Genomic DNA, 13844 nt, shown 5'->3' with positions numbered 1-13844 from the left:
TGTTATGGACACAAAGATAAGTATTATATTTCTTTTATTAAATCTAACCCCTGAGTAATTTCAGTATATACTTTCCGGGCATCACGATGCGGGCTTTCAGTTGGGGTGAGCTGTTCAACTCATATAGGATTTTCCAGATTTTCCCTCCCAGTTTTCCAAAATCCGTCAGTCTCAGGATGGCATTCAAATCGTGGATGTCGGTTACTTTCTGCCTTGCCAGTTCTTCCATTAGGCCTTGGTAATTATGCGTCTGTCTGTTGAGCGTGTACTCCGGTGGAGTCAGAAGAATCTCCTCCTTCCTTCTTCCCGTCTCCCCTTGGGGAGATAGAGAGGGGTTTTCTTTATTCTCTTTATTTAGTTTATTTGCTAAAGCGCTGCTTGTCTTGGCATCCCTGATTCTCTGCTGGTTAACCAGTCCACCGCGACGTCCGGCTTCCTTTTTAGCTTCTTGTTGGGCGTCCCATGGCTCCATGCGGCGGCTTAGTCCGGGGGATGAGAAGCTTGTCTCGTTCACCTCGAACAGCGCATAGTCATAGATGATTCGCTTCAGTGTGGCAGTTGTCACCCTTGCTTTTTGTGCCAGTATGGGAATCACTTTCAGGCTGGCTTTATATTCGTTCTGCAATCTGAGGAATTCGAGCACTGTCCAGTAAATGCCATATCCTTTCATACCTTCTTCTTGTATCATAATCATTAATTTTAGGTTGCTGCCGGCATTGGCATCATGTAGTAAATAAGCCTCCATAGCTTTTGATATTGGTGTTTTTTTGTTAGTTTACTATCGGTCTCCATTCCATAAAGTTCTCAATCAGAAAAGTCCGCCAGCCTTGTTGTTCCGCGTCCCAATAGGCTACGTGAGCTTTAATGCTTGTCATGTCATGTTTCTTTTTGAAGTCGCTTTCGTAGGAAACAAGGGTTCCTCTTCCCATGTAGAAGCTGCCGTCCTGCTTTCGGTAGGCTATCAATGCATATCCGTATCGCATGTATTCCAATAGGGAATTTATGCGTTGTGCCATCCATTGTACAGACTCCATGCTCAATGTCGTGTTTTCCGTAATCCGTTTTTCCCATAGCTTTTTTGCTTTTTCTGTTTTGGATACAAATTTCTCCTCAAATTCAGTTTTTTCTTTTCCCATTTTTTATGTTTTTAGGGTTAGTAAATGTATGATAATCAGCAATGAAAAAGGGCTACTCCTTTCAGTACGGATGGCTACGCCCTTGCCTTGTTGAGGCTACACCATCCGACAAGAAAGGTGTAGCCCTTCTGTCCGGTTGCTGACGGCGGCAAAATTACTGCCTTTCCAGGTACTGAACTATCAGTGATTTATCCTTACATCATATCCGTATGGGTCAATCAGTGTGGTGTCTTCCTGTTTTATGATGGCCCATACCTTCTCCAATTCGGTGATTATCGTACTGTAAGTCAAAGGCTTTTGCTCTCCTCTGGTTCTCTTTGTGAAGTTTTCGGAAGCAACGAATAGTTTGGCTATATCTGTAATTTTCTTGATATTTGTTCCTTCAAAATAGCCTGATTTAAAGGCTCTTAAGTAACCTACATAAACATGGGTCTGGTCTCCGTAGTAAACCCGTTCTGACAATAGATTTTCGTTCACTATGGAGCAGTGCTCTTTGACTTTTGTTACTTTTATTTTCTGTGTATCAGATTGATACGACATGCTTCTCTGTTCGTTACTGTTGAGATGCTTCTTTTTTTGAGTTCTTTCATTTGTGTAATTCTTCGTTCGTTTAACTGTTTTTTATTCTGGTTAAAAAATGCGAAAGTATAAAAAGTGAGGGAGAAATAAGGGGATTTTGGAGGGAAATGTGAAGGGTGAGTTGTAAATGGTTGATATATAAGATGATATGCTGTTTTAAAAACGTACGTTTAATGAACGCAAAGATAGAGACGTTTTTTGTAATGGCAAAATGTTTGATAGAAAAATGTTCCTAATAATAAATAATGATAAGTATATTGCATTGAATTTCAGTAGTATATGCAATATATGTAATCAGTTAAAATCTTCTTATTTTTAGCTCTTTGAGTATGTCTTGTATAAGTTCGAAATAGGTGTTTTTTAAACGTACGATTAAAAAACGCTTTTTTGTTTCTAATACGTTCGTTTATAGTCTCTTACCAAAAGGTAATGAACAACCGCAGAGAATCTGTTGACAAGAAGAGCATAGTGCTTGTCAAACTTCCCATAAAATGCTCGCAAGTGATTGAACTACAGTTCTGTAATAGTAGTTCAAAGCCCCCAAGGAATACCTTTTTCTAAGTAAAATTAGCAAGAATAGAAATGGATAAAGAGACCGAAGTTTGGTTTGCCATGCGTGCCACATACCGCAGGGAGCTTGAGGCTATGCATCTTCTCGAAAAGGCAAATCTTGGCTGTTTCATTCCCATGCAATATAAGATAAGTATCCGTAGGGGCAGGAAAGTCCGTGCTTTGGTTCCCGTCATCCGTAACCTGGTTTTTGTCCATGCACGTCCTTCCGAAGTACAGCGATTTAAATCTCAAATTACTTATTTGCAATATATCACCGATACCCGTAGCGGTCGGAAAATAGTCATTCCCGACCATGATATGCAGCGTTTCATAGCCGTCGCCGGTACCTACAATGACCATCTTCTCTATTTCCAACCCGAAGAACTGAATCTCTCCAAAGGTACGAAAGTCCGTATCACCGGTGGCGACTTCGAGGGTCAAGAAGGTGTTTTTCTAAAAGTAAAAGGTGCCCGTGATCGTCGCGTAGTGATTGCTATACAAGGTATCATTGCCGTTGCCATGGCGACCATCCATCCAGACCTCATTGAAGTAATCCGCTAGTCTTTAATTTATAATTACTACTCATGTCTCTTTTAGAAGAAGCACTCCTCCTTCAGCGTGCCGCGCACGATCTGATGTATTTGGGTATGGACGGTAGTCCTATCTATAGCGATGATTTGTCTCGTCGTAACAGCGAAGTCTATCGCTTGACCACAACTTTGTATAATTCCGGCACCTGGGGCACCACGGTGGAGGAGCAGGCAAATGTCTGTCTTGCTCTCTTGAAGGGGTATAGTGCCTCGTTCATTGACCATGGTGAAAAACTACAGCATGTGCAGGAGGTATTGAGGCGTTGCTGGGATACCCTTGATTCCCTTCCTTCCTCTTTGCTGAAACTCCGCTTGCTTACGGCTTGTTATGGAGAGGTTTTCGATGAGCCTTTGGCCGACGAAGGCCGTTCTATCATTGCTTCTTGGAGTGTTGCATCACTGACTGCCGAGCAGCAGGAAGCAGTTGACGAGTTTCAGAATGTGGTGGATAATCCTTATCCATGGGAGGAAATGGAATAAAAATGTATAAATAGGATTTCTCTTTGAAGAAAAAACGTATATTTGCATATAGCTTCTAAAAAAGAGAAATAAGATGGAACAGATGCGTAAACTGCCAATTGGTATACAGACTTTTGAAAAGCTGCGTGAAGAAAATTATCTTTATGTAGACAAAACAGCAATGGTCTATAAGATAGCATCCAATTCCACTCCCTATTTTTTGAGCCGTCCTCGCCGTTTCGGTAAGAGTTTGCTTATATCTACCTTCGAAGCTTACTTTCAAGGACGTAAAGATTTGTTTCACGGGCTTGCCATCGAAAAACAGGAAACCCGGTGGGAGGAATACCCTGTATTGCATCTGGACTTGAATGCACGTAAATATGAAACAGCCGGAGATTTGGTAGCCATGCTTAATCAATATCTGGAAAAGTGGGAATTGAAATATGGTGCGGAAAAGCAGGAGCGTAGTCCCGAAGAGCGTTTTGCCTATGTGATAGAGCAGGCGTATGCCCAGACGGGTAAGCAAGTGGTAGTGTTGATTGATGAATACGATAAGCCTTTGCTTCAAGCTCTTTCGGATGAAAAGTTAACGGAAGAGTATCGTCGGATATTGAAAGCCTTTTATGGGGTACTGAAAAGTGCCGACCGTTATCTCCGCTTTGTTTTTTTGACGGGTGTGACGAAGTTTGCGCAGATTAGCGTGTTCAGTGATTTAAATCAGTTGCAGGACATCAGTACATGGCCCGACTATTCTTCTTTATGTGGTATTACTAAGGAAGAACTGCTCACAACGTTTACTCCGGAGATAGAACGTTTGGGTGTTTCCAATGGGATGGACTTCGATACAACTTTGGAGCGGATGACGAAGCTGTATGACGGTTATCATTTTTACCCTCATTGTGAAGGGGTTTTTAATCCTTTCAGTGTGTTGAATGCATGCAAGTCGAAGATTTTGGATAATTTCTGGTTTCAGACCGGTACTCCTACCTACTTGGCTAACTTGTTGAAAAAGAGTGATTATGATTTGCGCCTTTTGATTGAGGGAGTTGAAGTGACGGCTTCTGCTTTTTTTGAGTATCGTGCAGAAGTAAAGAACCCGCTTCCCATGATTTACCAGAGTGGTTATCTGACCATCAAAGACTACGACAGGGATGTTTTATTGTACACTTTGGGTTTTCCCAATGATGAGGTACGCTATGGTTTCTTGAATTTTCTGGTACCTTATTATACGGAAGTGACCGATGATGAAACCGGTTTCCACATAGCCAAGTTTATGCGTGAACTCCGTTCCGGTGATGTGGATGCTTTCATGGAACGTCTCCGGGTGTTTTTTGCCGGTATGCCATACGATTTGAGCGATAATACGGAACGTCACTACCAGGCTGTCTTTTATGTGGTTTTCACTTTGATGGGACAATTTGTTGAGACGGAAATCCGTAGTGCCCACGGTCGTGCCGATGCCGTGGTGAAGACGAAAGATACCATTTATGTTTTTGAGTTTAAACTGAACGGCAGTGCCGAGGAGGCTTTACGGCAGATTGATGAAAAAGGGTATCTGATTCCTTATAGGTTGGACGGGAGGCGTCTTGTCAAAGTGGGGGTGAATTTCAGCAAGGAAAGGCGTAATGTAGACAGGTATATTGTGGAAGATTTTGTTTTCTAAAATTGGAAATATGGTTACCATCAAAAATAAGGAATACGGTTCTAATATCAGCCTTGCTGCCATCTGCAATTCTCTTTGCAAGGCGGAACATCAGTTGCTTGAGGAGTTTGTCACGGTCGGTGCCAATGCATACGTGGTACGCAATACGCAAAACTCCCTATAAACTCTAGAAGTTCGGTCTTGTGCTGACATATGAGGATGATGTTAAAGGTGAATGGCACATGCTGATGCCTGACTCTGTACGAGATTCCCTTTCGGACCTCGTCCCTCAGTTTATGAATTATATAAATGCCGGCCAGCTGATACCTTCGGTAAAGGAAATCCGGATGCGGATGGCGTTGCATCGCTTTTTGGATAGGGAGAGTTGGTGCCGGATTCAAAAAATAACGTATTATTGCTTACCCATATGGACGGTAAGCACTCAATTGTTTATTTGCTTTACCGCCCCGTATGCTAGATTTTTGTGCCATAAAGATAAAACGAATGCTTATGGCAAGCAGCACGGATTTCAAGAATTTATGGAAACGCTATCAAAAGGAGGGAGTTTCCAAGTTCATCTCTCATGTCCGGGCAAAGTTCAAACTTGCTGCAGACATCGCCAAAGACGAAGAGGCGGCATGGTTTGTGGAACAAATTGGGCGGTTGTATCTGATAGAGGCTGAATGTTTGATGCGTCGGCTCACTCTCGGGGAGATAAGGAAAAGAAGAAATAAATCCGATGTCAGTGAGATATTGAAAGGCTTGAGGAAACAGGTATTGGAACTTCAGCAGGATAAACGCTGTCACTACGGTAAAATGATGGAGACAGCTTTGGCTTATATGTTGAACGGCTGGGATGACCTGCTTAAATATCGCCACTGGGGCGACTACACGATAGACAACATGGTGGCGGAACGTGCGATACGTCCCTTTGCCGTATCGCGAAATAATTCTCTTCACTTCAGCAGTGAGGAGGGTGTCAATGTGGCAATGACTTTCTATACCATTATCGAAACGGCCAAGATGTACCTCTCGGATATCAAGGGATATCTTATACATGTATTCCGTGAACTATTGTCAGGAAACAAGAACTACGAAATGCTGATTCCATCAGGCATTTCGGTTTGAATTAAGTTAAATCGAAGTCAAATATAATAAGACCAATTCCCTTTCTCGCTGATTTTCAGTAGGGAAAAAGGTATTGAGTGCTTACTTTTAAACCTTTTCAGGTCTAAAATGACTGCTTACTTATTTTCAGAAGAGTCCAAAGTGATTGAGTGCTTACGATGATGTTAATTTGCAAAGTGAAAAATATATCTGACTATATATATAGGTATAAAACCTTAATTGAAAATTTTGGCTATCTAACTTTATTACAGATATGTAATTTATTGATACCACTTGTTACATATCCTTATTTAATTAATACTTTAGGAAAAAATTTATATGGTGTAATCATATATTCTCAGGCAATAGTTAGTTATTTAGCAATATTTGTAAACTGGGGATTTAATATCTCAGCTACGAAATATATTAGCATTAATAGAGAAGATTCAAAGAAGATAAACGAAATAGTTAGTGTGGTATATATTGTAAAAACCTTGCTTTTAATTATAGTATTTGGATTCTTATTTTTAATATTTCTTTTTCCTGAAATTCGAGAATATAAATTATTATATATTTTTTCAATGTGGCAATGTATTTATGAATGTTTATTTCCTATATGGTTTTTTCAAGGTATAGAAAAAATGAAATATATTGCAATTTTTTCTTTCATAGGACGTGTAGTGTTTATTCTATTGATATTTATATGGGTCACTACACCGCAAGATTATTTATTGGTTCCACTTATAAATGGCATTGGAGCTATTATTACATCTCTTATAGCCATATATATACTAATATATAAATTTAAAATTAAGTTTAGATGGCAGTCTTTAGCGACTATATTTTATCATACAAAAGATTCAACCAAACTTCTCTTAACGTCAATAACAGGTATAGTGAAAGATAGGACTAATACTATAGTTATTGGTAGCGTTTTGGGAATGGGAGAAGTTGCTTATTATGATTTTGTAGAAAAAATAGTAAATGTATTATCTACTATATTTTATACAATAAGTAATGTTGTATTTCCATATTATAATAAAAATGCTAATAAAATATTTGCCCGTAAACTTTTAATATATACTACTGTAATAGGAGTTTTATTATATTTTATTGTTGGATGTTCTTTGAAATCATTTATTCTTTTATTTTTTAATAATGATATGCTAATGGCAATTCCTGTGTATTGGATGTTGGGAACTCTGTTTATATATCGCCATTTAAGTTATTTTCTTGGAACTGTTATATTAATAAGTCACAATCATGTAAAAGATGTTATTGTCAATATGTTTTATAGTATGTTCGTGTATTTGTTCGTAATAATGTTTTTGGGAATTATTGATTGTTTAAATATATATACTTTATCTATATCATTGGTAATATCTGTTTTCTTTGAAACTTTACAGAGATGGTATTATTGTAAAAAATATGGTATAATATGATGAATTTCATAAATCGGTTTATGAGACTCTTTAGGAGAAGGACTGTCAATATAGGACGAGATGTACAATTATTAGGAAATACTGTTATAGGCTGTGATTGTTCTTTTTCAGCTCGCGTTATTTTCAGTAATTCTATTATTGGAGATTATTCATATGTAAATTATAACTCTATTATACATTGTTGCCATATAGGAAAGTTTTGTTCAATAGGTCCTAATGTCGTAGCTGGCTTGGGTAATCATCCAGTAGAAAAGAACGTTACGACTTCTCCGAGGTTATTTTTAAAAGGAAAGTTCCTTTTAGAAGATAGGTATGACCAGTTTGCTATAGTTACTATTGGAAATGATGTATGGATTGGTGCTAATGTGACTATTGTAAATGGAGTTACAATTGGTGATGGTGCAGTAATAGGAGCAAATTCTATTGTAACTAAAGATATACCGCCTTATTCAATTTATGGTGGAGTACCGGCTAAATGTATTAGAATGCGCTTTGAGCAGAATCAAATAGATTTTTTGTTAAAATTAAAGTGGTGGAATATGGATGAGGAATGGATAAGAAGTAATAGTTTACTTTTTTCAGATGTTAATTGTTTAATGGAAAAATATGGAATTTCTCTTTAGTGTATTTACTCCGACTTACAATAGAGCGAATACTATAGGACGTACCTATGAATATTTGTGTAAACAAACATTACGTAGTTTTGAATGGATTATTGTGGATGATGGTTCCACAGATAATACAGAAGAAATAGTTCAGAAATGGATAAATACAAATAAAATTTCCATTGTATATTTGAAGCAGGAGAATGGGGGAAAGCATCGTGCATTTAATAGAGCAGTGCAGATAGCTAAAGGGGAAATCTTTATTTGTTTAGATTCTGACGATTATTATATTGAAACTGCACTAGAAATAATTTATTCATATCATTTGATACATAAGGATAATCCTTGGATAGCAGGATTTTCATGTAATTCTTTAGATTTACATGGAAATCTAATAGGAACTTCGCTACCTGTAGACGAGTTGGTTGTTTCACATTATAACCTTTACAATTCATTGTCAGTAAAAGGAGATAAAGGGTTAATTTATTATACTCGTATTTTGAAAGAATATCCATTCCCTGAATTTGAGAATGAATTCTTTGTAACAGAAGCATTGGTTTTAAATAGAATTTCTTTGCGATATAAAATATGTTGTATTAAGCGAAGTTTAGAAATAAAAGATTATCAAAGAGATGGTCTGTCTAGCAAATACAGACATCTGTGTTTAAGAAATCCTAATGGTTATGCTCTGTATATAAATGAGAGGAATTATTTTAATTTATCATTTACTAACTATGTTATTAATGCTGCAAGTTATGTGCGTTATAGTCTATTTGCAGGAAAAAGTTTTAGGAATATATATAAAGAAGCTATAAATAGAAGATGGACTTTTATAATAGCCTGTTTCTTAGGAATTTTATTATATATTAAAGATAAAAGTAGGTCATGAAAAAAAATCTTTTATTCATTATAGATAATTTGAAAGGTGGTGGAGCAGAAAGGATATTGATAACAATACTTCAACATCTTGATGCAAAAAAATATAATGTAGATCTTTTTTTAATAAATAGAGAGGGTGTTTATCTTGATAGTGTTCCTCGGAATATATGTTTATATTCTGCTTTGGGGGATTCAAATCTGCTAATAAATAAAATTAAGAGACGTATTTTACTAACGTTTCCTAGCTTGTTCTATATCTTTCATATAAGGAAACTATACGATTGTTATATTGCTTTTAGAGAGGATACTGCTACCAGAATTTTATTTAAAGCTCCTGCTACTGCGCAAAGAGTGGCTTGGCTACATACAGATTTAATAAAGCATACCTACTGTAAAACAACTAATAAGCGGAGATATTTTCGTGACCTTCCTTCTTTAAATCAAATAGTATGTGTTTCTAAAGCTTGTCAAAAGACATTGATAAATTTATGCCCTGCTGTCAAAAATAAATCGATTGTTTTATATAATCCTATTGATATTTCTGATATTATACAAAAATCAAATGTACATATTAATGTACCATTTAGTCGGGATAGAATAAATTTATTGGCTGTAGGTAGGATTGACAAAGGTAAAAATCATCGATTTTTGATTGAGTGTATGCCTTTATTGTTGAACAAGGGAAATTTTACATTATGGATTTTAGGTGTGGGGCCTTTACAAGTTGAGTTGGAAAAACTGAGAGATGATATGGGATTGCAAGATTATGTACATTTTTTAGGGTTTAAAGAAAATCCATATCCTTTAATAAAATCCTGTGACGTATTTGTTTTATCTTCCCTATATGAAGGATTACCGACTGTAATAATAGAAGCTTTAATTTTAGAAAGAAATATTGTTTCCTCTCCTTGTGTAGGTGCTGAAGAAGTATTGTGTAATGGAGAGTTTGGATATGTGGCTTCATTGGATATAAATTCTTTTTCGGAAGCAATTTGTAAAGCGTCAGAACATTCTTTGTTGATATCCACTAAATTAAGGCATAGATTATCTGATTTTGATTTGAATCAGCAAATATGTAAAGTTAATACTTTATTTAGATGATAAGTTTTACGTGGAAATATTCCATTTTTCAAGTAATACAGATTTTTATTATTATTTGCTATTTTCTCCAATTTTTATTTTGTATTGGATTTGGATATAATGATGTAACAATTAATATACTACAATATGAATTGTTACTCATTTTTTTGTGGTCACTTTTTTCTGCGATACATGAAAGTGGAACATTCAATTTGTATGTTCTTTTTCTATATATGCTATGTGTGTTTATTTATTCGCGTATATTCTTGGATATTTATGGTTTGTTTAATTGGACATGGGCAGATAAATATAATGATTTCATTTTCCCTATAAACGTACAGTTTCAAATATTAATATTGTTAACATTTTCATTGCTATTTATGCATCTTGGATGCTTGATGGGTAGAAAATATTTGTCTTATAGAAAGATAAATTTTGAATATTCGAGGTATCTAGATAAAATATCTACTTTCTTATTTCTATTCTCCGTTCCAGGTACTTTTATTAAATATTTGATTCAGTTTAAAGCTGTGTTGGAGCATGGATATTTAGCTGTATATGATGGAACTATTGCAAATTTGAAATATCCAATATGGACGACGGGAGCAATATCTATTTTTGAATTTTCATATTGCTTATTTTTAGCATCGAAACCTTCTAAAAAGAAGTTCTTTATCATATCGTCAATTTTCTTTGCTTTAAGAATTGCAGATGTTTTAAAGGGTGGACGTTCTAAACTATTTTTACCTATTATATTTTTATTATGGTATTATTATTCATTTTATTCTGAACAACAAAAACAAAAAATAGGCAAATTATTATTGATTTCAATCGTGTGTATTATTCTGTCACAAGTATTATTGGAGTTCCGGAGGGGGGACGTTGATACTGGTTATGATTCTGATTTATTTATGATGTTTTTTTCTCAACAAGGGGTTTCGTTATTAGTATTTGCATATATGATATTTTATAAATCAACATTTGTAAATACTGGATTACCATATATTTTGTATCCTTTATCCTTAACATCAACTTTTGAAGGTCAATCTATGGAATTTGTGGAGCAAACTAATAGTTTAGGACATCGATTGACTTATTTTTTAGCACCGGATGCATACTTGGGGGGAGAGGGAGTTGGTTCTAGTTTTCTCGGAGAGTTTTGGGATTTGGGATTAATCGGATTTCTACTAATGAGTTTTTTAGCTGGATATATTATTCGTTATTTTGAGAAAAGTGTTCGTAATACTCGTGTTATCATGTTTTTGGCTTTTATATTAGTTCCTAATATAGTGTATATGCCTCGTGCTTCATTTTTCCCTTCATTGATAAATATTTTGATATTCTTATTTTTTTATAGTTTAATTCTATATGTTCCGAAACTTAAAATAAAATTCATTTAGTTTTATGCTTATTTCAATTATCATTCCTATATATAATGTTGAAAAATATTTGAACAGATGTTTAGATAGTGTCATGAAACAGTCTTTTCAGGACATTGAAATTATATTGGTAAACGATGGTTCGACGGATAATAGTGATAATATCATAAAAAGTTATTTATTTGATGAAAGAATTAAATATATATATCAGAAAAATAAAGGTTTAAGTGAAGCTCGTAATACAGGATTAAATATAGCATCAGGAGAATATGTTTTATTTTTAGATAGTGATGATTCTATAGAGCCTAATACATGTTATGAGTTATCGCAAGTAATAGAGAGATTTGAGGTTGATATAGTGGTTTTTGGTCGATATTTGATAAAGGATTGCATAGAAAAAGTTAGAGATCCTGCGTATTGGGGAAATAATCTGTTAGATGGTAAGGAATATTTGGTCCAGGCTAAGCTGAATAATCGCTTTAGCGCATCAGCCTGTAACAGATTATATAAATTATCATTTTTACGACAAAGAGGGTTGAACTTTAAATCGGGAATTGTTTATGAAGATTTGTTGTTCAATTTCCAATGTATGATACAAGGGGCACGAGTTTATGTGTTAAATGAATTGTTATATAATTATTATATAGGACGTAACGATAGTATTATTAATACTATAAAAGAAAAGGATTTGGATATTTTGTTTACTGTTAATGAATTATTTGTGATATATGAAAAATATAAATATCCAGTTATTAAAGATGTTTTTTATTGGATTATTTATGATTGGGTTTCTAATGCAGTGAGTTATAAATATCCTCGAATAGCCATATTCAATAAGAAAGCTATTTCAATAACTCGAATTATAACTCAAGACTCCAGGTACAAATCAGTTTTATTATATTGTAGTACTTGCCATGTAATAGGGTTTAAGAGGAGGATTTTGTCTTGGTTACAGGTAAGAATGTTTTATGTTTACTATTTTTTAATTGGATTATTAGTTAGAATAAAGAAATTAGCATGAGAAATGTTGCTGTAATTTTAGCAGGTGGTGTCGGAACTCGTATGGGAGGGACAATGCCTAAACAATTTTTTAAAGTTTCGGGAAAAACAGTTTTAGAACATACCATTTCTGTATTTGATAACCATCCGCTTATTGATGAAATTGCAATTGTGGTACACCCTAATTATCTTGAAAAAGTGGAGGAATTGTGTTGCATTAATAATTTTAAGAAAGTAGGACGAATTCTACAAGGAGGAAGTGAACGTTATTATTCAAGTTTGTCAGCTATAAATGCCTATGCTTCTACAGAGAATGATATTAATTTAATATTTCATGATAGTGTACGTCCCTTAGTTACTAAAAGAATAATATCAGATTGTATTACTATGTTGGGTAAGTATGGAGCTGTTGATGTTGCAATTCCTGCAACAGATACCATTATCAAAATGAATCTGAATACGCATGAAATAGAGGATATTCCTAACCGACAATTTTTATACAATGGACAGACCCCACAAGCATTTAAATTATCCGTTATTAGGGAAGCATATAAACGTGCATTGGTAGATCCTAATTTTAAAACAACCGATGATTGTGGGGTTGTTTTAAAATATATGCCTGATATACCAATAGGAGTTGTACCGGGAGAGAAATTTAATATGAAGTTAACGCATAAAGAAGATTTGTTTTTGTTGGATAAGCTTTTTCAATTAAAATCTGTAAGTGATGTTTCTTTATATGGACAAGAAACCGCATTAGAGCATAAAGTTATAGTCATTTTTGGGGGAAGTTATGGTATAGGACATAGTATTGCAGAACTGTGTACCGGATTGAAAGCTAAGGTTTATTCGTTTAGTCGAAGTGAGACTGGAACAGATGTTGCTGATGCATCATTAGTAAAAGAAGCTTTGGAAAAAGTATATCTGATTGAGAAAAAGATTGATTTCGTTATAAATACAGCAGGTATATTATTGAAAATTCCTTTGATGACAATGAAATATGATGATATTTTAAATTTAATACGTGTAAATTATTTGGGAGCGATAAATGTAGCGAAGGAATCATTCTCATATTTAGCGAAGTCTCATGGAGGTTTATTACTATTTACTTCCAGTTCATATACACGAGGCAGAGCGATGTATAGCCTATATTCATCTTCAAAAGCTGCAATTGTGAATTTAGTTCAGGCTTTATCTGAAGAATGGAAAAGTTATAATATAAAGATTAATTGTATTAATCCGGAAAGAACTAAAACACCTATGCGTATCCAAAACTTTGGTATAGAACCGGAAAATAGTTTATTAAGTCCCCAATTTGTTGCAGAAACTTCAATAATGACATTACTTTCTGGATTGACGGGACAAGTTATAGATGTCAGACGTAAAACAGACTGA

At 35.0% G+C, this 13844-nt stretch carries 15 protein-coding genes; 12 read left to right on the top strand and 3 right to left on the bottom strand.

Annotation, left to right across the window (positions count from 1 at the left end; translation table 11 throughout):
- Positions 1–43: 43 nt before the first annotated feature.
- The 3 genes from EYA81_RS00905 to EYA81_RS00895 all read right to left on the bottom strand — a co-directional run bounded on the left by EYA81_RS00905 (position 44) and on the right by EYA81_RS00895 (position 1676).
- On the bottom strand, positions 44–745 hold the full coding sequence (locus EYA81_RS00905; protein WP_005827562.1) for a Lin1244/Lin1753 domain-containing protein: 702 nt from the start codon (positions 743–745) through the stop codon (positions 44–46).
- 25 nt (positions 746–770) lie between these two features.
- The gene (locus tag EYA81_RS00900) at positions 771–1136 is read right to left on the bottom strand and encodes an SH3 beta-barrel fold-containing protein (RefSeq protein WP_008664384.1); all 366 of its coding nucleotides are present in this window, start codon (positions 1134–1136) and stop codon (positions 771–773) included.
- A gap of 180 nt (positions 1137–1316) precedes the next feature.
- The gene (locus tag EYA81_RS00895) at positions 1317–1676 is read right to left on the bottom strand and encodes a hypothetical protein (RefSeq protein WP_057097873.1); all 360 of its coding nucleotides are present in this window, start codon (positions 1674–1676) and stop codon (positions 1317–1319) included.
- Positions 1677–2291: 615 nt separating this feature from the next.
- Here EYA81_RS00895 and EYA81_RS00890 point away from each other — a divergent pair.
- The 12 genes from EYA81_RS00890 to EYA81_RS00840 all read left to right on the top strand — a co-directional run bounded on the left by EYA81_RS00890 (position 2292) and on the right by EYA81_RS00840 (position 13844).
- On the top strand, positions 2292–2828 hold the full coding sequence (locus tag EYA81_RS00890; RefSeq protein WP_057097874.1) for a UpxY family transcription antiterminator: 537 nt from the start codon (positions 2292–2294) through the stop codon (positions 2826–2828).
- 23 nt (positions 2829–2851) lie between these two features.
- Positions 2852–3337 (top strand): UpxZ family transcription anti-terminator antagonist, encoded by a 486-nt coding sequence (locus tag EYA81_RS00885; RefSeq protein ID WP_057097875.1) that lies wholly within the window; start codon positions 2852–2854, stop codon positions 3335–3337.
- Between the two features lie 73 nt (positions 3338–3410).
- On the top strand, positions 3411–4979 hold the full coding sequence (locus EYA81_RS00880) for an ATP-binding protein (RefSeq protein WP_057097876.1): 1569 nt from the start codon (positions 3411–3413) through the stop codon (positions 4977–4979).
- Positions 4980–4989: 10 nt separating this feature from the next.
- Positions 4990–5142, top strand: a complete 153-nt coding sequence (locus EYA81_RS19100; protein WP_005827578.1) for a hypothetical protein — start codon at positions 4990–4992, stop codon at positions 5140–5142.
- Positions 5143–5468: 326 nt separating this feature from the next.
- A complete protein-coding gene (locus tag EYA81_RS00875) occupies positions 5469–6086 on the top strand; it encodes a transposase (protein ID WP_158562836.1) in 618 nt (205 codons plus the stop codon).
- 176 nt (positions 6087–6262) lie between these two features.
- Entirely contained in the window at positions 6263–7507 is a 1245-nt protein-coding gene (locus tag EYA81_RS00870) for an oligosaccharide flippase family protein (RefSeq protein WP_165491347.1), read from the top strand.
- Positions 7504–8130 carry a CatB-related O-acetyltransferase gene (locus EYA81_RS00865; RefSeq protein WP_057097879.1) on the top strand — a complete coding sequence of 209 codons (627 nt, stop codon included), beginning with the start codon at positions 7504–7506 and terminating at the stop codon, positions 8128–8130. The genes EYA81_RS00870 and EYA81_RS00865 overlap by 4 nt, the downstream gene beginning before the upstream one ends.
- Positions 8114–9001, top strand: coding sequence for a glycosyltransferase family A protein (locus EYA81_RS00860; RefSeq protein WP_005827587.1), 888 nt, complete (start codon positions 8114–8116; stop codon positions 8999–9001). Before EYA81_RS00865 ends, EYA81_RS00860 begins: the two co-directional genes overlap by 17 nt.
- Positions 8998–10092, top strand: a complete 1095-nt coding sequence (locus EYA81_RS00855; RefSeq protein ID WP_005827589.1) for a glycosyltransferase — start codon at positions 8998–9000, stop codon at positions 10090–10092. The genes EYA81_RS00860 and EYA81_RS00855 overlap by 4 nt, the downstream gene beginning before the upstream one ends.
- The gene (locus EYA81_RS00850) at positions 10089–11471 is read left to right on the top strand and encodes an O-antigen polysaccharide polymerase Wzy family protein (protein ID WP_005827591.1); all 1383 of its coding nucleotides are present in this window, start codon (positions 10089–10091) and stop codon (positions 11469–11471) included. The genes EYA81_RS00855 and EYA81_RS00850 overlap by 4 nt, the downstream gene beginning before the upstream one ends.
- Before the next feature lie 4 nt (positions 11472–11475).
- A complete protein-coding gene (locus tag EYA81_RS00845; RefSeq protein WP_005827592.1) occupies positions 11476–12471 on the top strand; it encodes a glycosyltransferase in 996 nt (331 codons plus the stop codon).
- A complete protein-coding gene (locus tag EYA81_RS00840) occupies positions 12468–13844 on the top strand; it encodes a bifunctional cytidylyltransferase/SDR family oxidoreductase (protein ID WP_005827593.1) in 1377 nt (458 codons plus the stop codon). Before EYA81_RS00845 ends, EYA81_RS00840 begins: the two co-directional genes overlap by 4 nt.

This window comes from Bacteroides sp. A1C1 (assembly GCF_004328515.1).
Lineage (GTDB): Bacteria > Bacteroidota > Bacteroidia > Bacteroidales > Bacteroidaceae > Bacteroides > Bacteroides uniformis.
The sequence above is the reverse complement of the archived record's forward strand: the minus strand, read 5'-3'. Positions and strand labels throughout refer to the sequence as shown.

Excerpts from the sequence above, each read along its gene's own strand:
- EYA81_RS00880 (WP_057097876.1), top strand. The coding sequence starts at position 3,411 with ATGGAACAGATGCGTAAACTGCCAATTGGTATACAGACTTTTGAAAAG.
- EYA81_RS00840 (WP_005827593.1), top strand. The coding sequence starts at position 12,468 with ATGAGAAATGTTGCTGTAATTTTAGCAGGTGGTGTCGGAACTCGTATG.
- EYA81_RS00845 (WP_005827592.1), top strand. The coding sequence starts at position 11,476 with ATGCTTATTTCAATTATCATTCCTATATATAATGTTGAAAAATATTTG.
- EYA81_RS00885 (WP_057097875.1), top strand. The coding sequence starts at position 2,852 with ATGTCTCTTTTAGAAGAAGCACTCCTCCTTCAGCGTGCCGCGCACGAT.
- EYA81_RS00875 (WP_158562836.1), top strand. The coding sequence starts at position 5,469 with ATGGCAAGCAGCACGGATTTCAAGAATTTATGGAAACGCTATCAAAAG.
- EYA81_RS00905 (WP_005827562.1), bottom strand. The coding sequence starts at position 745 with ATGGAGGCTTATTTACTACATGATGCCAATGCCGGCAGCAACCTAAAA.
- EYA81_RS00860 (WP_005827587.1), top strand. The coding sequence starts at position 8,114 with ATGGAATTTCTCTTTAGTGTATTTACTCCGACTTACAATAGAGCGAAT.
- EYA81_RS00895 (WP_057097873.1), bottom strand. The coding sequence starts at position 1,676 with ATGTCGTATCAATCTGATACACAGAAAATAAAAGTAACAAAAGTCAAA.
- EYA81_RS00850 (WP_005827591.1), top strand. The coding sequence starts at position 10,089 with ATGATAAGTTTTACGTGGAAATATTCCATTTTTCAAGTAATACAGATT.
- EYA81_RS00855 (WP_005827589.1), top strand. The coding sequence starts at position 8,998 with ATGAAAAAAAATCTTTTATTCATTATAGATAATTTGAAAGGTGGTGGA.
- EYA81_RS19100 (WP_005827578.1), top strand. The coding sequence starts at position 4,990 with ATGGTTACCATCAAAAATAAGGAATACGGTTCTAATATCAGCCTTGCT.
- EYA81_RS00900 (WP_008664384.1), bottom strand. The coding sequence starts at position 1,136 with ATGGGAAAAGAAAAAACTGAATTTGAGGAGAAATTTGTATCCAAAACA.
- EYA81_RS00865 (WP_057097879.1), top strand. The coding sequence starts at position 7,504 with ATGATGAATTTCATAAATCGGTTTATGAGACTCTTTAGGAGAAGGACT.